The organism is Paenibacillus ferrarius, from assembly GCF_002027705.1.
Lineage (GTDB): Bacteria > Bacillota > Bacilli > Paenibacillales > NBRC-103111 > Paenibacillus_E > Paenibacillus_E ferrarius.
Genome location: NZ_MBTG01000032.1, coordinates 36,098 through 62,009, shown reverse-complemented (window position 1 = coordinate 62,009; position 25,912 = coordinate 36,098). Strand labels below are relative to the sequence as shown.

Genomic DNA, 25,912 nt, shown 5'->3' with positions numbered 1-25,912 from the left:
TTTATTGTCACGATTCAATGACATTAAACCACTCCCTTTTACCGTTATTGACAATAAAAACAACCCCTTAACTACAGCGGAGATTTTTTGCTCGGTAGAGATACAATGACATTAAAATAGCCCTTTTGTAAGATTGAAAACAAATCAAAAATACGACAAAAGCAGTGTTTTTTCGAGAAAGATTTTCAATAAAATAATTGAATTTATGAATATTTGGAATATTCATGTAAGTTAGCCGAAGATAATGTTGAATAGGAGAGAGAAAATGTAAACTCCTGTAATCAAGGAAAACCTTGGCAGTAATACAATGGTTCTAACATTCTGTGAGAAACCTAGAGAGATCATTTACCCTTTAAATGGGAAACCATAAAATCAGCATTTGATATGTGGATTAAATGGAAAGGTGGGAAAGAGGAGTTTGTTGCTGTTAATTACTCATATGAAATTGATCCAAACCACAAACGTAAAAAAACTCAGTGCAATAGAAAAAGTAAATTCTCAAAGTTTATGGTGTGAAGAGCATAATATTTTGTATACCGTAAAACTGGAAAACGAAATTAGAAAAAACCAGATATTATTTGAGAATAAAAAATTGCTATTACCTAAGAGATGTTGTCCCGACTTGTTGGCTTAGCCAAACGCATACTGCCACTAAATCTTGGGCTCAAATTTACTTGAACGAGTGACAAATCCTATCGCCTTTGCCAAATCAGCAAGGGAAGAAGAGGACAGATGCCGTGTTAATTCCTGTGAAAAGAAATGAAGATCTTCTGCAATACTTAGGTTCATAAAAAAACTATCCTTTCGTGGTTGAATCTACCAAAAAAGAATAGCTTATTTCGTTTTGGGCGGGTAGCATTTCCCTTAGCATGATGGGCATGGAGCGGAACCCCTAGTAAGGCTTTGGAATTATAAAATTGATTCGATTGCCTTTAATCAAGAAGTTGCAGGTATGTCCTCAAACTTGCTAAAAAATTTTTTCCAAGGTTTGATTTGGAAGTCGAATATTCCATTAGTAACAAAGGGATCGTTCTCAATTAATGTCCGGACCTCTTCTTCACTTCCAACATCCATTACGATCGCTCCTCCCGAGCTATCAAGAAATGGACCTGCAAGTACAATCTTCCCTTGATTAAACATTTGTCGAACATAAGCGATATGCTCAGAAATGAAGCGTTGATTAATCAATAGAACCCCTTCCTCCCAGTTATTTCCTTGACTAAATACGATTAAAAATCTCATTCCAACCATCCTCCAAATAACCTCTTATAGGGAATTTCATCCACCCATTCGAAGTGCAGCATAAAAACTCAAACAGAGCCACAAGCAGAGTGGTACAAACAAATACGAATCAAATTTGGCGAAACGCGAGTCCCGTACCTTTTTGAACAATCCAATGTATTTAAAATCACCAATCACTCGAAGACCGAATACGAGAACGCAGATCCGGCAGCCCCATCGAACTATAGGATAAGGATGAGTAGAAGCTAGTCCTGCGCCTTGCACCAAGAGTAAAAGCGATGTGCCAAACAGAAGGACAGAGACAAGGAGCGTCGCCATTTTACCTGGAACAAAAGCACGCTGCTTCGATGAGACTGCAGTAGGCAAGGCGACGTTCATCCCCCATTTTCCACCGAGTGCCCAATATACATGAAGACACCCGATACCAAACAAAAGTAGCGAGGAAAATCCTAACCATCCAACCATTAGCTCGCATCCCTTCTTGGATGAATCCCTTCCCAAACAACTTCAAATTTGGGTCGGAAAATCGTTTCGAGCCTCTGAATTCCCTCGCCTGTGGAAACCCAAATCATGATGGAGTGAAAATAGATCCCGATTAATACAGATGCGACATCTGCGCAATCCATATGCTCGGACAATTGACCGCTCTTCTTGGCCTCTTCGAGTATGGACATCAGAACATCTTGGAATTTTTTCACCAAATTTAATTCTTCTCGCATCAGCAGCATGGAGCGCATCATTTCAGAGATGGTTAGCCCAATCATATCGGGATACGCGGCATATTGATCAAACAAATGGTGAAAGATAAGGATAAGTTTTTCTTTTTGATCGGTCATATGGACGTATTGACGCATACTTTCATGAACAGATTCTATTTGCTTACTGCCAATATGAAAGAGAACCGCTTCTTTTCTCGCAAAATAGTTAAAGAACGTTCCTTTCGCAATCCCGCAAACTTGTGTAATTTCCTCAATTGTTACCTGATCGAATCCTTTTTCCTTGAATAACTGCAAGGATTGCAAATAAATTCGCTCCTTTAATTCCACTTTTCTCTCATTCCGCAACATTTCAGGGAACACCTCCACACAATAATGAAATAATGACCACAGTCATTTATTGACTACAATCATAATTTTAGGCTTCTTTTATTTTTTGTCAATAAGATCTTTCGCCAATACTACGATCTGGATGCTAATTCAAAAAACATGGCTCCCTGCAATGATATCTGCTGTCGACAACCGAGTAGCCTCATAAATATAACCTCTATAGAATTCCAATATGTAGGTTGAACAAAAGAGATTGACATTACTACGAAGATGTAGTAAATTGACATTATTAATTACGATATCGTAGTTTATTGAAAAAGAAAGGGATGCTCATGCAACAGCTTTTTGAACTTATTTTTAAAAATGGGCTTCGTCCACTCAGTATGTTTCCTGACACAACACATTTGGAACTTCAGCTCACTAGTTCAGATTTTTCCGCATTGCTGTTGCTGAAATTTTATGAGCAGTTGACGATGTCCCAAATGGCCGATCACCTAGGCGCGCCGCTTAGCACGGTGACCAGTATTGCCAAACGGCTTGTGAAGAAAGGCTACATCTATAGAGAGAAATCGCTGCAAGACCAGAGAATCATCGTCAATCGTTTGACTGAAGACGGGGAGCAAATCGCCGAAGAGGCCCTCAGTACTATGAATACGATGTTTGGCCGTATTGAACTTGCCCTGACAGCCGAGGAACTTCAACAATTTATTCATCTTTCGCTGAAAGTGGCTAAAGCTTTACAGCAGAATTTGGATCCAGCCGGGTCTTCGAAATCACCGACGTCTAGAAAAATTAAAATCGAATAATTTTTTTGCGTAAATACTACGATATCGTACTAATGGAGGTGCGCTTTTGCGTATAATTATTTACACAGGTAAAGGCGGCGTTGGAAAAACCAGTATCGCCGCAGCAACGGCTTACCAAATGGCAGCCGAAGGAAACCGAACGATCGTCTTAAGCACCGATGCCGCCCATAGTTTGTCGGATTCTCTGGGGATTCCACTCCAGCACGAACCGACATTAGTCAGTGAGAGACTGTGGGCACAAGAAATCGATAGCCTAAAGGAAACGCAACGCTACTGGGGAAACGTACGCAGTTGGTTATCAAATTTTATGCATTGGGCCAACTTAGACGATATCGGATCAGAAGAGCTGATGGTATTTCCGGGCTTTGAAGAATTGTTCAGTTTGCTAAGAATTAAAGAGCATGTAGAAAGTGGGCAGTTCGATGCAATCATTGTGGATTGCGCACCGACTGGAGAGACTCTGCGGTTGCTTAGCTATCCCCAATTGCTTCGCTGGTGGGTTCGAAATATTTTTCCTTACGAACGCAAGATTCTCAAGCTGGCACGCCCGATTATGAAAGTGACCAAGGGCTTGGAATTGCCCAGCGACGACGTTATGGATAGCTTCATCCAAGTTGTTGATAAATTGGAAAAACTGCAACTGGTAATTTCCGATCCCGAAATTACCAGCATTCGTCTCGTCGTGAACCCGGAAAAAATGGTCATCTCCGAAGCGCGGAGGGCTTTTACAAATCTAAATTTATATGGGTTTCACACTGATGCGGTCATTGTCAATAAAGTGATGTCCGAAGAAGCGGCCGAAGGGTATTTCGCGCAGTGGAAACTAATACAGAACCGATACGAAGAAGAAATTACCCATTGCTTCAGTCCTCTACCGATCTTGAGGGTTCCATTGATGCCCTTGGAAGTCATTGGCAAGGAGATGCTTGAGCGCGTTGCGGCCGCAGCTTTTCATGAACGAGAATGCGGGGCAATTCTACACAGAGGCATATTGGAGGAAGTGAGGAAGATAGAGTCAGGTTATGAGCTTCGAATCTCACTTCCTTTTACCGAGAAGAGACAACTCCAATTGAATCAAAAAGGTGATGAATTGACGTTACAGGTCGGCAGTTATAAACGGATCGTTGCACTGCCTAGGGTCTTACTGGGACGCCAGGTGGAGTCCGCACGTCTTGCAGAGGGTGTACTAATGATACATTTTGGCCATGTCGTAGAATCGTAAGCATTCAGAGGGGATGAAGATGAAGATGAACATGATGATCGACCGTTACATGCCCGATTACCAGTTTGGAGAGCGCCATGAGATTGTCATACACGCGGAGCAGGAAATCGTATATCGAGCGATTCGTGAGGTGACAGCGACTGAAATTCCGCTATTGCGTCTGTTGTTTGCGATCCGTACGCTTCCATCCTTGCTAATGGGTAAAAGAGGAAAGGTGTTGGCAGATACACTTCCATATGTTGAAGAGATGGAGCGATATGGGTTTCTATTGCTGGAGGAAGAACAGAACCTTGAATTTGTCGTCGGTGTCGTCGGTAAGTTTTGGAGACCTGTCGGTAACTTGCCAATCAAGCTGAAGTCAGTAGTCGACTTTACCAAGTTTATCGATTCGCGATATGCCAGATCTGTTATGAACTTCAGTGTGCAGCACGGAGAACTGAACGGGAACACTGTTCTCCGTACAGAAACGAGGGTTCAAACAATAGGCAGTGCCGCTAAGGTGAAGTTTGCTCTGTACTGGGCGATCATTTATCCTGGCAGTGCTTACATTCGTAGAATGATGCTGAAAGCGATCAAGAAACGGGCAGAAAGCAACCACGGATGATCCCAGATGATGATTCAGTCGTTCGTCCCGATTATTCTTTTGGAATTGCGTAAATAATCAGCAAATCGACAGAGGAGAAATGATTAAGATGAAATTAAAAAAACATAGTGGTGTGATGCTCACTTGGACAGCTGTGATACACACGGTAGTCGGAATTATCGTTTACTGGGAGCAGATCATTGATATCGCGAATGGCGGTTTTATAAACGCGATTGAACCCCAACTGCATGCTAACAGAGCTGCCGCTTTCTGGTTCTTGTTGTTTGGTCTCCTTTTGTTTATGCTTGCCCGCTTGATGAGCTGGCTTATTCAGGTCATGGGAGTGGACTTACCGAAATTCGTTGGTGTCCACCTGTTGGTGCTTAGCTTGATTGGTGTATTATTATTGCCGGTATCCGGCTTTTGGCTCGTCATCCCGCAGGCAGTCATTGTCATGCGCAAGTAAGCGTCAATCTTTATCGCTCCGCATGCTTGTACCAGCATCGCTTCCAGTAAAGATGTGAAAAAATCCCCATACAAAAGTTGGAGAGAAGCGAGGTAGATAGTATAAGGAAACCTATGTCCATCTACATCGGCGAATGAGGAGTAACTACTAAATTAAGAAGGAGGAAATGGATCATGAGCATTCGAACAACCATACAAGACCTAGAAAGCATCGCGCACTGTTTCGAGGATATGAAGAACATCGTAGTGGCAAGATTAGTGCCTGAGGATGTAAGAGCTCATTTTCGTCAAGTGGAAAAAGAAGCGTTATCTGGATTCAGATCTCTGCTTGATGCGGCTATCATCCGGTTGGAAGAAGATAATTCTGAGAAACGTGGGAACGACAGATACAATTTGAAGCAGATCCCTGTTGAAGATTAATTGTATGCTTACGAAGGGGAGGTACAGCTAACGTATAAAACCAACGCCTGTTGATTAACCATTATTTAGGTGATCAAATTTGAAAAGAAGTTGTACTTTTTGTAGAATCCATGTTCTCATACAACGATTTGTCAAGAAGAAGTGTCGGGTGACAAGAACATTATCTCATTAATTACCGCGTAAATCGCGGTTTTTTTATTTTATGGGATCAAGTTCTTGTCACGAGCCAATGACAAGAACTTGATCCCATTCCCGATTTTGACAAGAACTTGATCTCATTCCCGACAGATGGGTTCGGGAGTGAATGAGGTGGATATAGAAATACCTGGAAAGGATACCTATGATTGAAGTAACGGGAGGTTAGTGCAAGAAGGATAACAATTTATAAATATTGTTGAATAGTGTAAAAAAGAAAGAGATAAACAGTTGTTTATCTCTTTTTATATGATTTCTTTTTTTATTAATTCTATATATTTCATCAGTTCTTCGATGCCTTTAAATTGAAGAAAATGTTGTTCATTTAGATTTTCCAAAGCAAGTTGAAGAGAGCGTTCGATTTGACCATAGCTGTGTGTATCTAAATCATGTAAAAGCTTCTTCATATTTTCAATATAAAAAACGGTTTTTCTCAAACTGCTAATGACTAGAATTTTACGTAGTTCAGGCATTGTGAACATCCTATAACCGTTGTTTTTGTTTCTTTCTGAATGAACTAACCCTTCGTGTTCCCAATGCCGTATAGCTGAAGTATTTACGACTGCTATCTCTGCGACCTCTCCAATACTCATAAATTCTTTTAATTTTATTTTTTTAAATTGGTTAAAATCAGTAGTCTGAATCATAATAAGTATTTCTTCCACTCTTTGTTTCTCTACTTGTATATGGAATAGTTGTTCATTTACTAACCAAAGAGCTGTATCAAAAATTTTTTTCTTAATCATTCTCATTACATCATAAACCATGGGGATTTCATACCCTTTTAACAAAGTTCTAATAGCATTAAATGCTTGGAAATGAACCGATGTATAGATGCGGTGATTACTTTTCGTTCTTGGTACCTCTGGGATGAGATTTTGTTCTTCATATCTTCTCAAGGTTGTTGTGCTGATATTAAAAATTTCCGCAATGTGTTTTGGGGTGTATTTATCCATTTTTAATACTCCTGGTTTAAAGTAAAAGCTTCAAGTGCTACAATAACATAATTTTAAAACAATCATGCTGCCTGTAGCTAAAGAATCTGTTTTTGGCCAAGAAGCCGAAAACTTAAAGTTGTGGGGAGTTGATCCTGAGCTAGGAAAACACTTTATTGAGGGACTGTTAGACGAGTTTCAAGTTTTATATTTTGACTATGAAGGACATCGATTCAAAAACCCGAATCCAGAGAATCTTACACCTAATAACATTGTAAATGATTTGATATTAATTGCTGATGAAATGAACGTTAATAAGTTCAGCTATTATGGTTACTCTTGGTTGGCTTTAGTTGGCTTACAATTAGCCATTAGGACAAATCGATTAGAAAGTTTAATTATGGGTGGTTTTCCACCATTGGATGGCCCATATAAAGAAATGATGGTAGTTACCAATAAAACGTACCAACAGGCTTTGGATAATCAAAATTCTCCTGTTTTCGATGAACAAGAAAACATTGAAAGTCCAGAAGAGATCGATTGGGATAACATAAAGGTGAAGATTGACACGAATCAAACCAAACAATTTGTAACAATGTACAAAAATTTAATGGATTTTGATGATCGAAAAATTCAACATCAATTATCTATTCCAAAACTGACGTTTGCAGGTGAGAAAGATACAATTGTTTATGGAGAAAACTTTGGGAGCGTTACAGTTGATATTGTAGGTATCTTACAGAAAAATAAAGAAGAATTAGAACACTGGGGATGGAATGTAGAAATAATAAAGGGAAATGAGATGGATCACACCAAAGCAATGCAACCATTAACAGTTCTGCCATTGTTAAAGGCTTGGTTGATTGAAAAATTAAAATAAACTCATTAAACTATATTTTTCTTATTGAACTAACGGGCAGGATAACGTGGCGGCTACCTTGAATTAATGAAGGAAAAAAACAAAAGTAGGTCGAGATAACATGGACGAAAAACGGATATATAAACCACTTGATGTTCTTTCCAATGATGAAATAAAAGAAATGTTGAATAGAAATCAATTAGACGAGCTTTTGACACTTCCCCTTTCTGTAAGTGAGAACCACACCAATTGGAAGTTTGCTCAAGACATATGTGCTCAGCTCTCAAATCATGAATCTCCTGCCGTTAGAGCAAATGCTGTTTTGGGGTTTGCTTACATAGCTAGAACAAAAGGAAAGTTAGAAAAACATATCGTTAAACCGATTGTTCTTAGAGAACTCCGTGAGAATCATCAATATAACTGGAGAATCCTCGATTCAATTGATGATATCAATATGTTCTTGAAGTGGAAATTGGGAAAAAGTGCAACTGAGGGTAACTAAAGTAACGCAGAACAATAGTTCAATATCATAAGGGATGCCACGTGGCATCCCTTTGCTCAGTTTTCGGGCAGGATAGTTGAATTGCAACAAATTTTATAAAGAAACTTTTTCCAATTTATGTGCGTCTAACTAGTTATGCTGACATATAATATGCCGTAAATGAGGTTAGATCATCAGCGTCGTTTGCACAAATATTTGTAATAAACGTGGATTATGCATCCAATCATACGAGAGGAGGCTAATAAACATGAAAGCTAGAAAGATGCTCTACATCACCTTACTTTTTATAACAGTAACGGTTGCAATTCTATGGTCATCGGGGTTATTCAGCTTATGGTTTGGTGGGATGGCTTTTCTTGCAAACAATACAGTAGAATTTACAGATAAAAATGGTCACCAGATAGATGGAAGGTATTCACTTGAAGTCGATTTGTCAGATTTAGAAAGTAACATTGGAAAAGTGATCTATAATGATGGAGAGCATAGGATTTACATATCATGGCTCAAGGTGACACAGAATGGAGGATTTGATATCGGATTTAGATCAAGTGGACAATATTCTTTATCAGGTGCAACGCTAATCTCTGCTCTCCACCATGAGACGATCAACATTCATTCCTTCACTACATCTTCAACTACAATATTGACAGCCGAATATAATGGAGAAACATACAACGCTCAGCTAACAGGTCAATGTGGTTTAAATTATAAGGATGGAGATTGTTTTTCTTTCACATTCTTTTTGAGTGAATTACCAAATGAAGATAACATTAAAGATGTTGGTATAGTTAATCTTACAATTGCCGACCTATATAAAAATATTTGGATAAAAAATAAGGTGCTGAACTAACGTAACAAGAGCTCAATATTATTAACAAGAATAGACTGTAAAGACTTATTGGCAGTCTGTTCAGTTAAAGGGTAAAATGCAACTGAAGGAATTTCGGCAAATATGGTGAATTCTATCTTTATCCCATATGGGAGATATCGCAAAAGTGAGGGAGATACAATGAGTCAAACCGCAAATAAATTGGAAATAGAAATAACAAAAAAAGTGCGGATAAAATACCTCTTACATTTGCCAGATCGTTATGAAAAAGAATCCTCAATTAAGTGGCCTTTAATCTTATTTCTTCACGGGTCAGGTGAGCGTGGTGATGATCTGGAGTTGGTAAAAGCACATGGAATTCCTATGATAGCAGAACGGGATCCTTATTTTCCATTCATTACGATTTCCCCTCAATGCCCGGAGGATTCTTTTTGGAATGCTGAACAAGACGGATTGATGGCCTTAGTGGATGAGATCGTCGCAAACTACAACGTAGATCCAGATCGGTTATACTTGACGGGGCTAAGCATGGGTGGTTATGGTACGTGGCACTTAGCAGCAGAGTATCCAGGAAGATTCGCGGCTATCGCCCCAATATGTGGTGGAGGTAACCCCAACCGGATAAATGAACTAACAGGAACGCCCACCTGGGCATTCCATGGCGCGAAGGATGATGTAGTTCCTATTGCTGAATCGGAAAAAATGGTAGATGTACTTCGCGCAAATGGTGGGAATGTCACTTTCACAATTTATCCTGAGATGAATCATAACTCCTGGACAGAAACATACGATAATCCGGAATTATATGCCTGGTTTCTAGGTCATTCTTTAACGTTAAGGAAATAAAGTTGTTTCTACGCTCTAACGAGAGACACAAATGTGTTGTTGATGAAAATAATACGCTTGTTTTTAAAAAATGTTATTTCGATGAATCTTGGTATTCGTCATCTCTTGACGAAAGTACGCTAACATTATCGGACCGTACACTATCAACCTATGTGAATGCGTTGGCTAAAGCGGGCTTTTTCATTGAGCAAATGATTGAGCAGTCTGATGATGAAATTATTCAATCACGGGGTAACAGCAAATTTGCAAAAAAAGCAAAGATGCTTCCTGTAACTTTTGTAATCAAAGCAAGAAAACGATAAGAGAACAGTATAAGCATTCGATATCCAAACCATTAAAATCAAGCATAAATGAGGGACGATTGTTGAAGTAACGGATAACAAGAGTTCAATATTAAGATGAAGGCAGCCGGTCAAAGTTGATCGGCTGCCTTTGCAATTAAATCCAGTTTTAGAAAAAAGTGAATCAATATTATGGGGATATCTGGTAATATGGATAAATAATTAACTCAGGGGTTTACACCTTGGTTCGGACCCATTGCTGAGTGATGGACCGCAATGCTTGCCTCCACGTGCTGCGAACGCTTCGTGAATGCCGATAAAAATCGGCATTCACAGCCAAGCTCACCCCTGCGAGGCCCCGCGAGCAAGCTCCTTGTGGACGATCGGCGCGACCTTCGTGCCGAGCAGTTCGATGGTGCGCAGCAATTCGTGGTGCGGCATCGTGCTGACGTCCACGTGCAGGAGGAAGCGCGTTAGGCCCAGGTTCTTGCGAAGCAGCACGATCTTCTCCGCAACATACTCGGGATCGCCGACGTAGAGCGCTCCACGAAGGCTGCGGGCGGCGTCGAACGAATCGCGGGTGTATGGCGGCCAGCCGCGCTCGCGCCCAATAGTGTTCATCTGGGCTGCCGTCGACGGGTAGAACAAGTCGGCAGCCTTCTCGGTCGTATCCGAGATGAAGCCGTGTGAATGCGTCGCGATCTGCAGCTTGCTTACGTCGTGTCCGGCCTTCGCGGCCGCTTCCTTATAGAGGTTGACTAGAGAAGCGAACCTCTCCGGCATGCCGCCGATGATCGCAAAGACGACCGGCAATCCTAGAATGCCGGCGCGAATCGCGGACTCCGGATTTCCGCCGGTTCCAATCCATACGGGCAACGGTTCCTGTACGGATCGCGGATAGACGCCCAGGTTGTCGATGGCGGGGCGGTGGCCGCCGCGCCAGCTTACTTTCTCCGATTCGCGGATCGCGAGCAGAAGCTCCAACTTCTCCTCGAATAGTCTGTCGTAGTGGTTCAAGTCGTATCCAAACAACGGGAAAGATTCGATAAACGAGCCGCGGCCTGCCATAATTTCGGCCCGTCCATTGGACAGGCCGTCCAAGGTGGAGAAAGCTTGGTACACGCGAACCGGATCGTCCGAAGACAACACGGTCACGGCGCTCGAGAGCCGGATTCGTTTTGTCGTGGATGCGGCAGCGGCCAGAATAACGGCTGGTGCCGAGCTCGCGTAATCCGCGCGATGATGTTCGCCGATCGCATAGACGTCCAGACCGACTTGCTCGGCCAGATTAATCTCCTCTACCGCTTGTCGGAGCCGTTCGGCGTGAGTGACGCCGCCGGCTCTCGGAGCAGCCTCGAGGAATGTGCTTAGTCCTATTTCGATTGAAGAAGTCGTAAGATCGGACATAATGATTCGCTCCCTTCTAGATACGCTTATTATACTTTATATTTTAATGTAACTCAATAAAAGTAAGTTAAGACGGTTATCAGCTGGCGTGACGTACATAATATCGGTACCGGAGCCACCCTCTTAACAAAGAATAAGCAGGCTGCCGATGATAAGCTCGGTGGCCTGCTGTGCTAACGGGCAGTTTAGCGAAGTAGATAAGTTGACTATGGTTTGTGTGAGAACTGACCAAAGGGAAACGGGAGGAATCTTGATGAATATTAGAGTTCTGGATGAGCACGATGCAAGGTTCTATCAGGAATTGCGATTAAGTGCCCTGAGAACTAATCCGGAGGCTTTTGGATCGACTTATGAGCGAGAAGTAAAATTTTCATTGGAAATGGTAGTAGAGCGAATTAAACCCACAGAGGGCAAGTTTGTACTTGGAGCTTTTGAAGATAGTGGTTCGTTAGTTGGATCGTAGCTTTTGTAAGGGAAAGCGGTCTGAAAACCGTCCATAAAGGCAATGTTTTCGGGATGTATGTGGCACCCGAAAAGAGAGGATTAGGCTTGGGGAAATTCCCATAATGGGATCGGTTGACTTTTGAGCTATCGGGCAGTTTGACGTAATAGACCGTCACCGCCTTACGAGACACCGAGCGCTTGGGTCACCATTTCTTGTTTCGGCCAACACTCACCCTCCGCATTCGCGTACGGCCAGGACGTAAAGTGTCTGCCATCATTCTGGTCAAAATCCGTTTCTAAAGTTTATTCAAATTTAGTGTAAAGCAAATTTTATAGCCATTTACATCCTTTCAATAAAATTGCATAATGATCTATTATAAAGTATGAATATTTATATCACATACTTACCAAAAGGAGAGTGTTACTTGTGCGCGAAACCTGTGTTCCGACTGGCGTGATACTAAAAGACACTGGCTTTGGGTACACGTTGTCCTTAATAGGCGGTAAATATAAGATGACCATTATGTATTGGCTGTCTGAAAATAAGGTTGTGCGGTTTAATGAGCTGAAGCGATGTATCGGTACCATTTCCTTTAAAACGTTAAGCATCATGTTAAAAGAGCTGGAAGCAGATGGCCTTATCATACGCAAGGAATTTCCACAAGTACCTCCAAAAGTTGAATATTCATTATCTAATCGTGGTCTTTCTCTCATTCCATTGTTAAATATGATGTGCGAGTGGGGAGAGAAAAACAGTTCGCCAGCTCTGGAGGCTGTACAGCAGTAGACATAGCTATTTTTTAAAATCAAAAGAAGTATCTCCTGAACAAGGAAATACTTCTTTTTTATATCAGCTTTAATAAAGCTAACTTTAAAGGTTATCAACAAAATTCAAATAATTTAGTGCGCTTTTTTCCAATTGGCTTACAGAAGGTTCATTTTCTGTACCAGGCACATTTTCACCAGGCTCATTTTCCTTACCATAAAATGCAAAGAACGAACGATAATTTGCATTGCAGTATAGGAAAGTAGATTCAAAAGGAGATAATATATGTTCAAGTGTGTAGCCGTATCTTCCCTCTTCACTATAATCTTCTTTTTTAATACCGGCAGATACTGCTAAAGCAGCTTTGCGATTCTTTAATTTATCGCCTCCATTTGAACCATATGCCCACCCATAAGTTAAAACATCGTCAAGCCATTTTTTAAGGAGAGGGGGACAATTAAACCAATATATAGGGAACTGAAAAACAAGATTGCCATGCGATTCAACCAATTTTTGTTCTTTTTCCACGTCTATATTTCCATCAGGGTATACCTTATGCAATTCGTGAACAGTATACTTTTCCGGATGTTTTTTGAGTTCTTCTACCCATTGCTTATTTATGACGGATGTTTCTATGTTTGGGTGTGTTACGATAACCAGAGTTTTCAAAGATTTGTCCTCCTTGATTCTTATTTATTTCCTTTGTTTGAGTATAAAGATTGCACTGTAAATATGTAAGTACGCACTTTTAGTACAGGTACTGTCATTAAGGTGAGTGTCACGCGAACTTACTATACTAAATGTATTTAACATCGTATTATGATTATTGAACTAACGGAAACGATAGCAGAACGATAGCAACAATCATCATGACGAGGATAAAGGCATGGTCCGAAAGCTGTTCTATGAATTTTAGAGGGGGTGCAGGATGGAGGAACAGGAATTCCAGTATTATTTAGGACTTCTCAAATGGAGTATGCCAGAAAACGCTCAGGAAGAAGCAGTGAATTATTTTTCTAATAAAATTGAAGATAAATATATATCACGCCTTATTCAAGACACCGATAAGGACACGTGGGGCAATTCAATGAAAATCATACGTAGTTTGGGTAAAGATAGGGCTATCATAGCTATTCAATGGCTACTATATTTGCTAAAAGATCTAAACTGGCCAGGAGCAAGTGAGTCGATAGAAGTCATAAAGCAATTTGATACCAATGAACTAATACCTTTTATTGATACAGTATTAGATCAAGCAGACTTAGAAGAAGATAGTATGTGGATTTATGGAATAAAAGAGCTTATCGGCAGACTAGGCATTGAGCAATCCGTATTATCAAATAAAGTAGTATTAAAAAAAGCGAGAGCCTAAAATATAATACAAAAAGAAGCGCTCTAGAAATATGAAGCTTTTAATCATTGAACTAACGAGAAACGTTAGTTCAATGAGAACTATTGATGTTTGTAAGAAGTACTTCAAAACTTAATTGTATTTTAGCTTAATTTTTCAACATAACCACTTCAGAACATTATTTGTATTTTATATTTCACAAAAAAGCCAGCAAACCCTTGAATTCGCTGGCTTCTTGCACTTCAAAACTTTATTGTCACCCAACAAAAAATATCGGGTGACAAATAAGATTTGAAGTAGACAATAAAGTTTTGAAGTGAGAAATAAAGTCTTGAAGTAACAAATAAAGTTTTGAAGTAAACTAGTAAGCGTTCACCCAATCAACAGGGTGAACGCTTATTACATTTTGTGTAATTAATGAGCTAGCTAGTTATTAGTTACGCCTGCGGGAGGGGGGAGGGTTTAAAATAACGGGCAGGTGTAACGTTTAGTAGTCGGCCTACAGCCGTGGAGCAACTCGGACCTCACAGTTTTCTCATTTCATCCTCGTAAGTAAAAAAACCGTTTTACGAACTAATTTGGTAATTGGTTTACTCATTTCATCGAGCATAGTTTTCGAACGATTATAGGATTGGGATCGGGAGATGAGATATGCTTCACATAGTCTGAGGCGTTATTTTCGATCTGGTCAACCGTCGCCAGACTGCTCCATAGAATTTATAATGCGGCAGAAAAGTCATGCCGATTTGATTGGAAAATACTTAAAGGGGGCGAATCTGTTCGCTGATCGTATAGCTAATTAAGCCACGTAATTCCGCCATCCAGCGTTTATTTATACGCGACTGTTCTACATTCGGATGGGCCGAAACAACTAGAATTCTCATTGATCTCGTCCTTTCGCTTCGTCCTCAATGGTTGCGGAAGCCGAGATGGAGCTCACGTTCCGGTTCAAGATGGTTTATTTTCAGTATATTGTCAAAGAAAACCGTCCGGTCTGCCTCGAACTGTACTTGCAGATTCTGGAGAGGAATTTCAAAATTGTTGCAGACTTTGAGTGGTATCTGTTACAGCACAAGCCAGAGCCTGAGAAACAGCGCGTGCAGCTACTGTGGGTGTTCGATCATCGCAAGCGGATGGGAGAGGTCGAGATTCAGTGGATGAAGGAAGAGATAGAGAAAGTCCGGACAGATGAAGTCTAAGGAGGATGACATGGAATGACTATGGACAACGTCTTTTATTCAATTGACGCTAGGGATGCTGTTCTTATTCACAGGATTCTATATCCTGCTGCCCGCGATGCCGTTATTTATTAAGCAAATGGGCGGCAGCAAGTTGCAGGTCGGACTAGCGGCTGGGGTGTTCACACTGACCGCTGTTGTCTTTCGTCCGATTGTCGGGGGGCTGCTTGATCGGTACGGCAGAAGGCCGTTTATGATTTGGGGGCTTGTCTTCTTTGTTATATCGATGTATCTATACGACTGGGTTGCCGGCATAGTAATGCTGCTCGCGCTGCGTGTTCTGCATGGCGCCAGTTGGGCCTTTTCCACGAGTCTATCAGTACATCGGTCACTGATATCATTCCGGACTCGCGCCGGGTGAAGGCATGGGTAGGTTCGGCATGGCGATGACGGTCGAGATGGCGATTGGTCCGCTGCTCGGCTTATGGGTGCTGCAGAATGGTTCATTCCAGACCTTGTTTTTACTCGCAACAGGACTGTCTGCGGTTTCGTTTCTGCTAATTTCCACAACCAAAATCCCGTTTCAACCGAAAGGTGCAACGAAAAGATCGAAATGTTTGAAAAATCGGTACTCCCCGTTACTACAGCGCTCTTCTTTCTGGCCGTTGCCTATGGTGGCATCACGACTTTCCTGCCGTTGTTCGCGGAATCCATCAGGGTCAACGCCGGCACATTCTTCTTGGTATACGCCATTGCGCTTACGGTGGTAAGGCCATTGGCCGGCAAGCTGTCCGACTGGTTCGGCGAAGTTTACCATCGTGCCGGCCAAGCAAAGTGGATAGAAGTGACGTGTTCGAAGTAAGATTATTTACGAATCACTTGAAATCATACCAGCTCCGTCGAGCATATATAAGGTATCGAATTAACGATAGCACAATAAACAGGGAGTAGAATGCCGCGGCAGCTGCTTCCTTGTTTGCATTCAAGTAACGGGAGTTGTATCTGACAATCAAATCGAATTTATCTAAACGGAAAATTGATTCATCTTGTTTCTGTGAATTCAGTAATGATCTTTACGACATGCTTTTAAATCTTTATCGTCTAGATTATGGTTTGCACCATGACACCAGCGCAACTAACGGAAGCTAGAAAAGCATACACCGTCGAATTTATCCACCCTGCGCCGGAGAGAGCTGCAGTTCCATTATGCTCCAGCATCCGCTGAGCGTGTAGGTCCGAAAGTGTATAAGCGAATGTTTACAAATGAGCTTACTGGGCGGATTACTAAATACAAAATGAAGGCATCAAATCTAAAATGGAGATATTTTATTCTAAGAGTACCAACGCTAAAGTGGAGAGGAGGAAAAGAAACCGCTGTCATCTCTCATTTCGGGAGGAGTGGGGATACGGCTTCATAAGGGGAGATTTGAGAACATGACGACTGACTTCAAGGACACAAGTTCAGCGGGGAATCAATCGGCAAGAGCAAGCAGGCAAAAGACAGAGAAGTACGACGTTGTCGTGTGCGGCGGCGGACTTGCCGGCTTCTGCGCGGCCGTTGCCTCGGCTAGACAAGGGGCGAGAACCTGTCTAGTTCAGGACCGTCCCGTCTTCGGAGGGAACAGCTCTTCCGAGGTCCGAGTGACCCCGCATGGTGCGGCTGCCTTTCACGTGTATGCCAAGGAAACCGGGATCATCTCAGAGTTGTTGATTGAGGAGCGCGCGCGCAACCACGAGACGGTGTTCGAGAACGGCTGGACGAACAGCGTGTGGGATATGACGATGTATGACATGGCGCAGCGGACCGAGAATTTAACCTTTTATTTGAATACGACCATTCTGGATGTTCGGATGGCGAATGCTCGCAAGATTGCATCTGTCGTAGGGTATGTGGCGAACGCGGAGCTGGAGCTTGAATTGCTTGCAGATGTTTTCATTGACTGCACAGGTGATGGCATTGTTGCCGATCGTGCAGGCTGCGAATGGCGGATGGGCTCCGAAGGACGCGCGGAATTCGACGAACCGCATGCGCCGCTTGAGGCTAGCGGGGATGTGATGGGGAATTCGATTCATTTTAAGACGAAAGATATGGGCTACCCAGCGCCATTCACGGCGCCCGATTGGGCGGCGAAGCTCGATAATCCGGACTTTTTCTATAAACAGGGACGGAACCCCAACGATGTGCGCGGTGGTTACTGGTGGATCGAGATTGGCGTGCCTTGGCATACAATTTATGAAAATGAGGATATTCGCCATGAGCTGACGCGGTATGTCTTAGGAGTTTGGGATTGGATCAAGAACAAGGATCCGAAGACGAAAGAGCTGGCGGCCAACCATGCGATCGATTGGATCGGTCAGGTGCCGGGCAAACGCGAAAGTCGCAGAATCATGGGGCACTACTTGATGACCGAGCATGATCCTTTGAATAAAACGGTGTTTGAAGACGAAATCGCTTACGGAGGCTGGTTTCTGGATCTGCACACCCCGGGGGGATTGCTTGCGCCGACGAGTGAGCATGCCAGTGCCGAAGGCTATAATGAAACGTCCTCCTATATGGTCAAAAGCTATTGTGGCCCGTATGGCGTTCCACTCCGATCGACGATCGCCAAGGATGTCGATAACTTGCTGATGGCCGGCCGGAACATTTCGGTAACCCATGCGGCACTCGGCACCGTGCGTGTCATGGGGACGACCGCCATTGTCGGGCAAGCGGTTGGAACAGCGGCAGCGGTCGCTTTGCGGAAAGGGCTGGCGCTTGCGGATGTGCCGAGTGAAGCAATCAGGGACGTGCAACAAACGCTGCTTCGCGATGGCTGTTTTCTACTGAATACGACGAACGAGGACGAGCTGGATCTTGCCCGCAGCGCACAAGTGATCGCGAGCAGCCAAGCGGCGTGCTATGGCGGTGAAGTGAGAGCGGATCTGCTGGCGGCGGGTCAGCTTGGACCGCAGGATGATGCGCTGAATCAGCGGAAAGGGCAGTGGATTGCGATCTCGGAGGGCGTGTTGAACCGGGTTTCGGTATGCTTGACGAATCGAAGTGGAAGCCCTCAAACCGTGAAAGCAACCATCCTTCCCGTCGATCATATTTGGGATTACCGCACGGAGGAGCAGCCGTTGCTTGCCACTACGGAATTGCAAGTCATGCCGGGGGATTATCAATGGATTGATTGGGAGGTGCAACTAAGCGAGCGTGACGGTCTGAAGGCTGGCATCTACATTCGCTTGGATCTGCATGCGAATCCACACCTCGTCTGGCATTGTGCAGACGGCATCGTGCCAGGGCAGACGTGTGCCTATGAAATGGGCCAAGGAAAGATGCGCAGGGATTGGAACGGGCCAACCCGCAGCTTCCGGGTTGAGCCTTCTCAGAATGCATACCCTCCGGAGCATGTGATCAATGGGGTCACAAGACCGTATCGCTTTACGAACCTGTGGCGTTCGGATCCGCGCGAGTCGCTTCCGCAGTGGTTGGAGCTAAGCTGGGAGGAGCTTAAACTGATCCGGCAAATCGAGATTTCTTTCCCGGGCAGTCTTTTATGGGAATATCGGGGGTATGCACCGTTTTATCGTGACCCGCAGTGTCCGAAGGATTATCGGATAGAAGCCTTCGTTGGCGGCGCTTGGAAGCAGCTTCTTGAGATAAGGGGGAATTACCAGCGTCATTGCCGCCACGCGCTGGAGCAGCCTGTTCATACCGATAAGCTGCGCGTTGTCATCGATGCAACCAACGGTGACCAATCGGCTGCTATTTATGAGATTCGATGTTATTCCTAGGATAGATAACAACAGAGGGAGATGGATATTATTTCCATAGGTTGGATATGCCAAATACGGACACAAACGGTCTAAAGGAGGGCTGCGCGTGATTTACATTCGTTCGGACTATGCAGGCGGCAATATAAAGGTAGTCTCCCTGGATAAAGTTGTGAGGTTGGAGCAGGACATCCGTGATTCCTCCTATTGGTGGTTTTACTGGAACTTCTGTATTCGCTGTGAAGAAGAAAGGGAAATCGTCTTCGAATTCATGAATGGCGAAGTGATTGGACCATGGGGACCGGCTTATAGCTTAGATGGCATGAACTGGACATGGCTCGGAGAACAAAGTTTAATTAACTCCAAATCATTCGTTTACCGATTCGTTTCGGATCACCCCGAAGTTTATTTCGCATTTTCGCTGCCCTATCAATTGCTGCATTTTGAAAGATTTTATGATAAATTCAAGGATTATTCGATTGTGCGTCGTGATACCCTTTGCCTATCTGAACAAAAGAGAGAAGTGCCTCTCTTACTAATCGGCAACGCGGATGCGCCGCAGCATATTTTCTTTTCCAGTCGTCACCATGCCTGCGAATCGACGGTGAACTACGTATTGGAGGGTTTGTTGGAGCTATTCATAGAGGAACATTCAGTATCTGGGATTCTCGATCAATTTTGCATACATTTCGTACCTTTCGTTGACATAGACGGGGTCGAAAATGGTGATCAAGGTAAAGGAAGGGCGCCACACGACCATAACCGGGATTACATCGATCAACCCGCTTATGCAGCTACACCAGCGATTATGCGATATGTGAGTTTTCTGCAGCCCGAAGTCGGCATTGACTTCCATTGCCCGCACAAATGGGGCGAACGCAATGATCATGTCTTTTTCGTTAAGACAGGTACCGAGGCAGACCGCCGGATCGAGCGACTAGGGCAATTGCTGTATGATCTGACGCAGGGTTTAGACAACAATCGGGAGATCCCGTACGATCCGACCTATGATATAGAGATGGGCGACGATTGGAACCAGCCGTATCCCACTTGCTCATCATTTATGATTCAGAAGAACGTACCCATGGCTGTTTCGATGGAAATCCCCTATTTCGGTCTCGTCAATATGCAGTATACGACGGATTCACTTCGGCGGTTAGGCAGGCGTTTGGCTCAGGCGTTGAAGATCTATATGAGTGAATCATAAAGGGAATAATAACGAAGCAAGCCCCGGTCGATATCGATACCGGGGCTTGCTTTCATTGCATTGTATTGCGAAACTCCTTGGGAGAAATGCCACAGTGGTTTTTAAAAGCCCGCGAGAAATGATAAGGGTTGCTGTAACCGACCTTTTCCGAAATTTCATGGATGCGCAAAGCGGGGTCCTTCAAGAGTTTTTGCGCTTCCTCCATGCGTATCTTGGTCAGGTAAGCGGTAAAGGTCAACCCCATCCGTTCTTTAAACAGCTTGCTGAAATAAGAGTAGTTCATGGATACCCGATTTGCCACTTCTGCAAGTTGAATTTCGCGATAAAAATGTTGCCGAACGTATGACATCGCATCTCCAATGACGGCTCCCTCCAAGCTCGTGCTTTCGGATACAAGCTGCTTGGCCGTATAGACATAACCTTTTAAATACTGACGAAGGTCATGCAGGGTATGGAAGCTGGTGAATGCCTGGGCCTGCTCGTTTTCTTCAAAGATGAGGCGGCTATTGAAATGCCGATGAATTCCCGTCATTAAGAGATCGAAGACGGCCTCCAACTGCTCTAGAGATATTCGCTCAACCAGACTGTCGGGCAGCCAACGATCGATCCAAAGATGGATACGCTCCAATTGAAGTGTTTCAACTGATTGCCGGAGCTCATCAATATCTTTGCGGGCGGGAAGCCACTCATCCTGTCGTTTTGGAGGCTCATTCAGATACAGCACCGTGTCAGGCTCCCGCAAAATTCGGTAAGACATGGCAAGCTGTGCTTGCCTGTATAGCTGCGGCAAATCCTTTAATCCTCCGATCTTACTGACGGAAACGACGGGCTTATCCGAGCTATCCAGGCTCAGCTGTTCAACCGTCTCACGAAGCAGGGCGTTAAACGCGTCCAAGGGGAGCGTTTCAGCCAAGTTGAAAACAGCATAAACCTTCCCTTGCGTATCGTGAAAAGCAAGTGTTTGAAGCTGGGCTGTGTATCCGGATGCACGAATCGACTGATTCAAGCATGCATCGGTGCGTGCTAGCGCTCTTGTGCTGAAGGCCGCTTCACCCATGCTGAATAAACCAACGGCAAAGGAAGGATGGACAAAGAAACATTCGAGCATATGCCACGACTCCAGCATGTCTGGAAGGTCATGCGTGTCAGTCACGAGAGAGGAGGGCTGCAGGAGGCGTTCATCTTTCTCAGCAGCGGCGTTCAGCAGCAAATTCAGTCTAGCAGCGAGCAAGGTTTGCTTATCCTGCTGGGTTCGCTCCAACGCGAGGGCTTGGCGGCTGTCCGCTTCGATGGCGGCGATGGCTGCCTGCACTTGGCCCGCCAGCTCTGCGGAGCTGGCGGGCTTCAGCAGATAGTCAAGCACGCCGTATTTAAAAGCATCCCGAACATAGCTATAATCGTCATGCCCGCTCAGCATGATAAATTTCGTTAGCGGCAGCTGCTGGGAGAGCTGTCGAATCAGCTGAATGCCATCCACTTCTGGCATGCGCATATCGGTGATAATAATATGCGGCTTTATCTCCTCGGCAGCTTTAAGCCCTTGCAGGCCTCCGTAGGCGACATTGATTTTTCCCACAACTGGTAAGCCAGCCCGTTCCAGCTTAGCTTTGACCCCATCACCTATCAATTCCTCGTCATCAATGATTAACACACTATACATGGCTGTCTTCCTCTCTGGCATTGTAAGGAATGGTTAGAATCGTTTCGGCATATTGGCCTGGCACACTGTCGAGTCGAATGGAATAGTCCTCTCCGTAATACAGCTTCAATCTTTCGTTGATATTGCCAAGACCAATGCTCTCCCTGAGAGGGCTGCTGCTTGGGTTATAGGCGGACGTACGAAACCGTTCATTTAGTTCAAGCAGCCGCTGGGGTGCTATGCCAGGGCCGTTGTCATGGATGGACAGCCGAATAGTGTTGTCCGGCTGCAGCGAGATGTCAAGCTCGATGCGCAGGGTTTCTTGCTGCGGGAAACCGTGCTTGATGCTGTTCTCAACGATGGGTTGCAGAATAAAGCGAATGATCTGAAAGGGAAGAAGCGTGTCAGGCACGCGAATGCCTAATTCGATATTGTCGCCATACTTGATCTTCTGCAAGTTCATATACTGTTCCAGGTAGCGGATTTCCGATTCCAGTGTTGTAAAACGGAACTGATTGTCCATGTTGTACCGCATCATTTTCCCAAAATCGGCCATGGCATCCGAAACGTCAAATTGGCCGGCAAGCTCCATCTTGGCGCTAAACATATCCAGGGTGTTGTAGATGAAATGCGGGTTGATCTGGGACTGGAGCGCGATGAACTGGGCATCTTTGTGCATCGTTTCCTGGCGGATCCGATCTTTCATCAGCACGGTGATCTTATTTAACAGTAGGTTAAATTTCTCGGTGATCACCCCGAATTCATCCTGCCGATCGTTCGGAATGGGCTCGAAGCCAGATTCAATGGCATGTGCCATCTGCCCAATGCTCGTTTTCATTTTTCTTAAAGCGAACTTCAGCACTGAATAAAAAGCAAACAATAGTAAAACCATTGACGTGAGGAAGGCGAGATTCGTCACCACCCGAAGAGAGCCGAACGATCTTGGCAGTGTAATCGTCATCAGCATGGATAAGTCGAGTCCCTTTATCGGCTCCGAAATGAATAGCTGGTTATTTTGAATGACGTAGCTTCCAGATGGAGGAGGCTTGAGCGATGGAGCGCGATCAGCTGCACCTGATCCTTCAGGAAAAAGAATGCGGCCTTGGGCGTCCATGAGGACAATATGCCGGTTGCTTTCTGCTATTCGTGCGATAGGATCAAGCAGATCGCTTGGCCGCACATCGACAAGGGTAAAACCGAGATCACGGTCTTCCAGGGAGATTATTTTCTGCATATACCCGAACGTTTCTCCAAGCTCCTGGCTTTGGCGAATCACCCACAGGGACTTTTTCTCAGCATGTTTGAAGGTATCATACCAAGGCTCCTGTATCGCTTTCGTTTCATGGTAAAAGGCCCCGAATCCTTCCGGAATCGTTTCGTTGCTCATATACACCGATATTTTCTCTGTATTGATTTTTTGGAACAGCATGGCGTAATTAATGAGCGGTACGGCATAGCTGAAATAGTCATCTAAGGAATTATTGGCTTGCGAGTAGGGGGCAGCCAGAAATTGCTGCAAGCGATAATTGTACGTGATGCTGTTGCTAACGCTTTCAATGAGTTCGGTTTTGTTCTCAATCGTAGATTTTACTTGCTTCAAGGTCATTTGCGAATTCGCAACCAACTGATCTCTCATGTAGCGTTGCGTTTGGTCGTAGGTATACAAGCCCAGCACGATGAAAGGCAGCAGAATCAGCAGGACAAAGGCGAGAGTCACTTTACTTTTGAGGCTCATGGTGTTCAGATAGCGGCGCAATGGCAGACCTACTTTCCCGAGAGAAGTTGTTTTTTACCCTATTCGACAAGGTGTGTTAGAAACCTCCCTCGCTGCTTGCCCATCCAAAATGAAGGTATTAAAACAAAAATGAAGATATTTTTATAAGCGCTTACAGAACGTATAGTAGACGTATACCTCCGAAGTCGTTGGCAAGAGGCAAGCCGCAGTAAAGCGATTTCGGATCAAAAAAATGCAAACGTTATTTACGCAGATGCCATGTTCAGTGAATAACGAGACAGGGGGCAAGAAGTGGAAAGAGCCGTAACGACAGATCGTCCCTTTCGCGCAGCAGGCAAAGCGGCTACTAGCCGCCATACAAGATGGAAAAGCCAGTTCGCCCTGCAAAGCATGGTATGGCCAGGGGTGCTGTTCCTGCTAATATTTTCCTACATTCCCATGTATGGAATATTGATTGCGTTCAAGGATTATGATCTATTTTTAGGTGTGTCGGGATCGCCTTGGGTTGGTTTGGCCCATTTTCGGGAGTTCTTTACCGATGCTAATTTTATGAACGTGCTGCGCAATACGCTGGCCATGAATATCCTCGTTCTCATTTTTGGATTTCCGGCGCCAATCGTGTTCGCGCTGTTTCTGAACGAACTGACGACAGCGAAGTTCAAACGCTTTGTGCAAACGATTTCTTATTTGCCTCACTTCGTCTCTTGGGTCATCTTCGGCGGTTTAATTATGACCGTGCTGTCACCCTCGAACGGGGTCATCAACATGATCTTGCTGCAGCTGCACCTCATCAATGAACCGCTCAATTTCATGGGCAAGCCGGAGTTATTCTGGTTCATCATGGTCGGGTCGGAGATGCTGAAGGGAATCGGGTGGGGCGCTATCATCTACATTGCGGCCATTGCCGGGGTCGATCAGGAGCTGTACGAAGCGGCCAAAATCGACGGCGCCGGGAGGTTCCAGCGTATGTGGTACATTACAGTGCCCAGCATTATGGGAACGATCGTCATTATGCTTATTTTTGCTGTCAGCTCGATTCTGAATACCGGTATTGAACAGATGCTGGTCATGCAGAATCCGCTGAACCTGAATGTCAGTGAAACGATTGACACTTACGTCTACAAGGTGGGACTGCAGCAAATGCGATATTCTTACTCGACAGCCGTGGGGCTTGCCAAATCACTGGTCGCCTTGATTCTGCTGATCGGCGCCAATCAAGTCACGCGTAAAATATCCGGTAATAGTCTGTTCTAACTTCACTCAGGAGGAGCCACTAATGAAAATCCGCTCAAGAGGAGATCAATGGTTTGTTGCTTTCAATGTCTTCCTCATGCTGGCCGTCGTCGTCCTGACGCTTGCCCCCTTCTGGTTTGCGCTGGTCGGTTCATTGAATCAGGGAGTCGATTATATGAGGGGAGGCGTCTACTTATGGCCACGCGAGTCTACACTCGCCAATTATAGGTCGATTTTTGCCGATAACACGATTTACCATGCCTATTTCATCACGGTGTCTCGCTCGCTGATAGGCACGACTCTTCACGTCGCGTTTACTGCGCTGGTTGCTTATGGCATGTCGCGCAAAGCGTTGGCGGGGCGTAATGTGTATCTGATTATCATGCTGTTTACGATGTTTTTCTACGGCGGTTTGATCCCCACCTATTTGCTTTACAAGCAGCTCGGCTTGTTGAACAATTTCCTTGTTTACATTGTGCCGACGATGTTCAGCGTGTGGGATATGATTATTATCATGTCATTTTTCCGGACGATCCCGGAGTCGATTGTAGAATCCGCGAAAATCGATGGTGCTGGCGAATACCGCATTTTCCTGCAGCTCGTTCTTCCACTGACCAAGCCGGTTTTGGCTGCGATTGCGCTTTTCAACTGTGTGTATCACTGGAATGCCTACACGGATGCGCTGTTCTTTACAACTAAGGATTATCTTGAGCCCGTGCAACTGTTTTTAAAGCGAATCGTGACAGATGCATCAGTCGCGCAGAAGTTCGGTGAGCAAGTAGCGGGGAATATGCCGGAGGAAGCGAAGCAGATCAGCTCCGAAACCTTGAAGCTTGCCATGATGATGGCCGCAACCGCTCCAATCTTAATTGTGTATCCGTTTCTCCAAAGGTTTTTCGTCAAAGGCGTTTTAATTGGTTCTGTGAAAGGTTAGTCTGTGCAGCAGCAAAAGCATGCAAGCGGGG

The 25,912-nt window shown here is 44.4% G+C and carries 24 protein-coding genes and 3 pseudogenes; 19 read left to right on the top strand and 8 right to left on the bottom strand.

Annotated features, from left to right (window positions below; all coding sequences use genetic code 11):
• Positions 1 to 936 precede the first annotated feature (936 nt).
• The 3 genes from BC351_RS28185 to BC351_RS28175 are packed head-to-tail and all read right to left on the bottom strand — an operon-like array spanning position 937 to position 2,309.
• On the bottom strand, positions 937 to 1,242 hold the full coding sequence (locus tag BC351_RS28185) for a YciI family protein (RefSeq protein WP_158082252.1): 306 nt from the start codon (positions 1,240 to 1,242) through the stop codon (positions 937 to 939).
• A gap of 36 nt (positions 1,243 to 1,278) precedes the next feature.
• Positions 1,279 to 1,707 (bottom strand): DUF3995 domain-containing protein, encoded by a 429-nt coding sequence (locus BC351_RS28180; protein WP_079417274.1) that lies wholly within the window; start codon positions 1,705 to 1,707, stop codon positions 1,279 to 1,281.
• On the bottom strand, positions 1,707 to 2,309 hold the full coding sequence (locus tag BC351_RS28175; protein WP_079417272.1) for a TetR/AcrR family transcriptional regulator: 603 nt from the start codon (positions 2,307 to 2,309) through the stop codon (positions 1,707 to 1,709). The genes BC351_RS28180 and BC351_RS28175 overlap by 1 nt, the downstream gene beginning before the upstream one ends.
• A gap of 311 nt (positions 2,310 to 2,620) precedes the next feature.
• Between BC351_RS28175 and BC351_RS28170 the strand changes: the two genes are divergently transcribed.
• The 5 genes from BC351_RS28170 (at position 2,621) to BC351_RS28150 (ending at position 5,784) form a co-directional block, all read left to right on the top strand.
• Positions 2,621 to 3,094: a MarR family winged helix-turn-helix transcriptional regulator gene (locus BC351_RS28170; protein ID WP_158082251.1), complete on the top strand. Its 474-nt coding sequence runs from the start codon at positions 2,621 to 2,623 to the stop codon at positions 3,092 to 3,094.
• 46 nt (positions 3,095 to 3,140) lie between these two features.
• On the top strand, positions 3,141 to 4,316 hold the full coding sequence (locus tag BC351_RS28165) for an ArsA family ATPase (protein WP_079417268.1): 1,176 nt from the start codon (positions 3,141 to 3,143) through the stop codon (positions 4,314 to 4,316).
• 19 nt (positions 4,317 to 4,335) lie between these two features.
• Positions 4,336 to 4,920 (top strand): hypothetical protein, encoded by a 585-nt coding sequence (locus BC351_RS28160; protein ID WP_079417266.1) that lies wholly within the window; start codon positions 4,336 to 4,338, stop codon positions 4,918 to 4,920.
• Positions 4,921 to 5,008: 88 nt separating this feature from the next.
• On the top strand, positions 5,009 to 5,365 hold the full coding sequence (locus BC351_RS28155) for a DUF6463 family protein (RefSeq protein ID WP_079417264.1): 357 nt from the start codon (positions 5,009 to 5,011) through the stop codon (positions 5,363 to 5,365).
• A gap of 173 nt (positions 5,366 to 5,538) precedes the next feature.
• On the top strand, positions 5,539 to 5,784 hold the full coding sequence (locus BC351_RS28150; RefSeq protein ID WP_079417262.1) for a hypothetical protein: 246 nt from the start codon (positions 5,539 to 5,541) through the stop codon (positions 5,782 to 5,784).
• Between the two features lie 440 nt (positions 5,785 to 6,224).
• Here BC351_RS28150 and BC351_RS28145 read toward each other — a convergent pair whose 3' ends face one another.
• Positions 6,225 to 6,935, bottom strand: a complete 711-nt coding sequence (locus BC351_RS28145; RefSeq protein WP_079417260.1) for a MerR family transcriptional regulator — start codon at positions 6,933 to 6,935, stop codon at positions 6,225 to 6,227.
• Between the two features lie 52 nt (positions 6,936 to 6,987).
• Here BC351_RS28145 and BC351_RS28140 point away from each other — a divergent pair.
• The 5 genes and pseudogenes from BC351_RS28140 to BC351_RS28120 form a co-directional block, all read left to right on the top strand.
• Positions 6,988 to 7,794 (top strand): annotated as a pseudogene (locus BC351_RS28140) (alpha/beta fold hydrolase); the annotation flags it as partial.
• A 100-nt stretch (positions 7,795 to 7,894) separates the two neighbouring features.
• Positions 7,895 to 8,275, top strand: a complete 381-nt coding sequence (locus BC351_RS28135; RefSeq protein ID WP_079417258.1) for a hypothetical protein — start codon at positions 7,895 to 7,897, stop codon at positions 8,273 to 8,275.
• Between the two features lie 247 nt (positions 8,276 to 8,522).
• Complete coding sequence (locus BC351_RS28130; RefSeq protein WP_079417256.1) at positions 8,523 to 9,125, top strand: hypothetical protein; 603 nt, start codon at positions 8,523 to 8,525, stop codon at positions 9,123 to 9,125.
• Positions 9,126 to 9,284: 159 nt separating this feature from the next.
• Complete coding sequence (locus tag BC351_RS28125) at positions 9,285 to 9,950, top strand: carboxylesterase family protein (RefSeq protein WP_079417307.1); 666 nt, start codon at positions 9,285 to 9,287, stop codon at positions 9,948 to 9,950.
• 20 nt (positions 9,951 to 9,970) lie between these two features.
• A pseudogene (locus BC351_RS28120) lies at positions 9,971 to 10,252 on the top strand (class I SAM-dependent methyltransferase); the annotation flags it as partial.
• Positions 10,253 to 10,573: 321 nt separating this feature from the next.
• On the opposite strand, the gene BC351_RS28115 reads toward BC351_RS28120, so the two are convergent.
• Positions 10,574 to 11,638: an LLM class flavin-dependent oxidoreductase gene (locus tag BC351_RS28115; RefSeq protein WP_079417254.1), complete on the bottom strand. Its 1,065-nt coding sequence runs from the start codon at positions 11,636 to 11,638 to the stop codon at positions 10,574 to 10,576.
• A 253-nt stretch (positions 11,639 to 11,891) separates the two neighbouring features.
• On the opposite strand from BC351_RS28115, the gene BC351_RS28110 reads away from it, so the two are divergent.
• Together BC351_RS28110 and BC351_RS28105 are read left to right on the top strand one after the other, a co-directional pair.
• Entirely contained in the window at positions 11,892 to 12,101 is a 210-nt protein-coding gene (locus tag BC351_RS28110; protein ID WP_208629859.1) for a hypothetical protein, read from the top strand.
• A gap of 408 nt (positions 12,102 to 12,509) precedes the next feature.
• Positions 12,510 to 12,869, top strand: coding sequence for a winged helix-turn-helix transcriptional regulator (locus tag BC351_RS28105; RefSeq protein ID WP_079417252.1), 360 nt, complete (start codon positions 12,510 to 12,512; stop codon positions 12,867 to 12,869).
• Positions 12,870 to 12,953: 84 nt separating this feature from the next.
• On the opposite strand, the gene BC351_RS28100 is transcribed toward BC351_RS28105, so the two are convergent.
• Positions 12,954 to 13,517 (bottom strand): NAD(P)H-dependent oxidoreductase, encoded by a 564-nt coding sequence (locus BC351_RS28100; RefSeq protein ID WP_079417250.1) that lies wholly within the window; start codon positions 13,515 to 13,517, stop codon positions 12,954 to 12,956.
• 259 nt (positions 13,518 to 13,776) lie between these two features.
• Between BC351_RS28100 and BC351_RS28095 the strand changes: the two genes are divergently transcribed.
• From BC351_RS28095 to BC351_RS28070, 5 genes and pseudogenes are all read left to right on the top strand, one after another.
• Positions 13,777 to 14,220 carry a DUF5071 domain-containing protein gene (locus tag BC351_RS28095; RefSeq protein WP_079417248.1) on the top strand — a complete coding sequence of 148 codons (444 nt, stop codon included), beginning with the start codon at positions 13,777 to 13,779 and terminating at the stop codon, positions 14,218 to 14,220.
• Positions 14,221 to 15,128: 908 nt separating this feature from the next.
• Positions 15,129 to 15,398: a hypothetical protein gene (locus BC351_RS28085; RefSeq protein ID WP_208629858.1), complete on the top strand. Its 270-nt coding sequence runs from the start codon at positions 15,129 to 15,131 to the stop codon at positions 15,396 to 15,398.
• Between the two features lie 55 nt (positions 15,399 to 15,453).
• A pseudogene (locus tag BC351_RS28080) lies at positions 15,454 to 16,191 on the top strand (MFS transporter); the annotation flags it as partial.
• A 620-nt stretch (positions 16,192 to 16,811) separates the two neighbouring features.
• A complete protein-coding gene (locus BC351_RS28075; protein ID WP_079417246.1) occupies positions 16,812 to 19,154 on the top strand; it encodes an FAD-dependent oxidoreductase in 2,343 nt (780 codons plus the stop codon).
• 88 nt (positions 19,155 to 19,242) lie between these two features.
• On the top strand, positions 19,243 to 20,340 hold the full coding sequence (locus BC351_RS28070; protein ID WP_079417244.1) for a M14 family zinc carboxypeptidase: 1,098 nt from the start codon (positions 19,243 to 19,245) through the stop codon (positions 20,338 to 20,340).
• 52 nt (positions 20,341 to 20,392) lie between these two features.
• On the opposite strand, the gene BC351_RS28065 is transcribed toward BC351_RS28070, so the two are convergent.
• Both BC351_RS28065 and BC351_RS28060 read right to left on the bottom strand, forming a co-directional pair.
• Positions 20,393 to 22,000 carry a helix-turn-helix domain-containing protein gene (locus BC351_RS28065; RefSeq protein ID WP_158082250.1) on the bottom strand — a complete coding sequence of 536 codons (1,608 nt, stop codon included), beginning with the start codon at positions 21,998 to 22,000 and terminating at the stop codon, positions 20,393 to 20,395.
• Complete coding sequence (locus tag BC351_RS28060) at positions 21,993 to 23,735, bottom strand: cache domain-containing sensor histidine kinase (protein WP_079417240.1); 1,743 nt, start codon at positions 23,733 to 23,735, stop codon at positions 21,993 to 21,995. The genes BC351_RS28065 and BC351_RS28060 overlap by 8 nt, the downstream gene beginning before the upstream one ends.
• Positions 23,736 to 24,005: 270 nt before the next feature.
• Here BC351_RS28060 and BC351_RS28055 point away from each other — a divergent pair, with 270 nt between their 5' ends.
• Together BC351_RS28055 and BC351_RS28050 are read left to right on the top strand one after the other, a co-directional pair.
• Complete coding sequence (locus BC351_RS28055) at positions 24,006 to 24,968, top strand: ABC transporter permease (RefSeq protein ID WP_244209203.1); 963 nt, start codon at positions 24,006 to 24,008, stop codon at positions 24,966 to 24,968.
• Between the two features lie 22 nt (positions 24,969 to 24,990).
• Positions 24,991 to 25,881 (top strand): carbohydrate ABC transporter permease, encoded by an 891-nt coding sequence (locus BC351_RS28050; protein WP_079417238.1) that lies wholly within the window; start codon positions 24,991 to 24,993, stop codon positions 25,879 to 25,881.
• The last annotated feature ends 31 nt before the right edge of the window (positions 25,882 to 25,912 follow it).

Bases quoted from the DNA above. Each gene is read 5' to 3' on its own strand.
- BC351_RS28185 (WP_158082252.1), bottom strand. From the start codon at position 1,242: ATGAGATTTTTAATCGTATTTAGTCAAGGAAATAACTGGGAGGAAGGG.
- BC351_RS28180 (WP_079417274.1), bottom strand. From the start codon at position 1,707: ATGGTTGGATGGTTAGGATTTTCCTCGCTACTTTTGTTTGGTATCGGG.
- BC351_RS28175 (WP_079417272.1), bottom strand. From the start codon at position 2,309: ATGTTGCGGAATGAGAGAAAAGTGGAATTAAAGGAGCGAATTTATTTG.
- BC351_RS28170 (WP_158082251.1), top strand. From the start codon at position 2,621: ATGCAACAGCTTTTTGAACTTATTTTTAAAAATGGGCTTCGTCCACTC.
- BC351_RS28160 (WP_079417266.1), top strand. From the start codon at position 4,336: ATGAAGATGAACATGATGATCGACCGTTACATGCCCGATTACCAGTTT.
- BC351_RS28155 (WP_079417264.1), top strand. From the start codon at position 5,009: ATGAAATTAAAAAAACATAGTGGTGTGATGCTCACTTGGACAGCTGTG.
- BC351_RS28150 (WP_079417262.1), top strand. From the start codon at position 5,539: ATGAGCATTCGAACAACCATACAAGACCTAGAAAGCATCGCGCACTGT.
- BC351_RS28145 (WP_079417260.1), bottom strand. From the start codon at position 6,935: ATGGATAAATACACCCCAAAACACATTGCGGAAATTTTTAATATCAGC.
- BC351_RS28135 (WP_079417258.1), top strand. From the start codon at position 7,895: ATGGACGAAAAACGGATATATAAACCACTTGATGTTCTTTCCAATGAT.
- BC351_RS28130 (WP_079417256.1), top strand. From the start codon at position 8,523: ATGAAAGCTAGAAAGATGCTCTACATCACCTTACTTTTTATAACAGTA.
- BC351_RS28125 (WP_079417307.1), top strand. From the start codon at position 9,285: ATGAGTCAAACCGCAAATAAATTGGAAATAGAAATAACAAAAAAAGTG.
- BC351_RS28115 (WP_079417254.1), bottom strand. From the start codon at position 11,638: ATGTCCGATCTTACGACTTCTTCAATCGAAATAGGACTAAGCACATTC.
- BC351_RS28110 (WP_208629859.1), top strand. From the start codon at position 11,892: ATGAATATTAGAGTTCTGGATGAGCACGATGCAAGGTTCTATCAGGAA.
- BC351_RS28095 (WP_079417248.1), top strand. From the start codon at position 13,777: ATGGAGGAACAGGAATTCCAGTATTATTTAGGACTTCTCAAATGGAGT.
- BC351_RS28085 (WP_208629858.1), top strand. From the start codon at position 15,129: ATGGAGCTCACGTTCCGGTTCAAGATGGTTTATTTTCAGTATATTGTC.
- BC351_RS28075 (WP_079417246.1), top strand. From the start codon at position 16,812: ATGACGACTGACTTCAAGGACACAAGTTCAGCGGGGAATCAATCGGCA.
- BC351_RS28065 (WP_158082250.1), bottom strand. From the start codon at position 22,000: ATGTATAGTGTGTTAATCATTGATGACGAGGAATTGATAGGTGATGGG.
- BC351_RS28050 (WP_079417238.1), top strand. From the start codon at position 24,991: ATGAAAATCCGCTCAAGAGGAGATCAATGGTTTGTTGCTTTCAATGTC.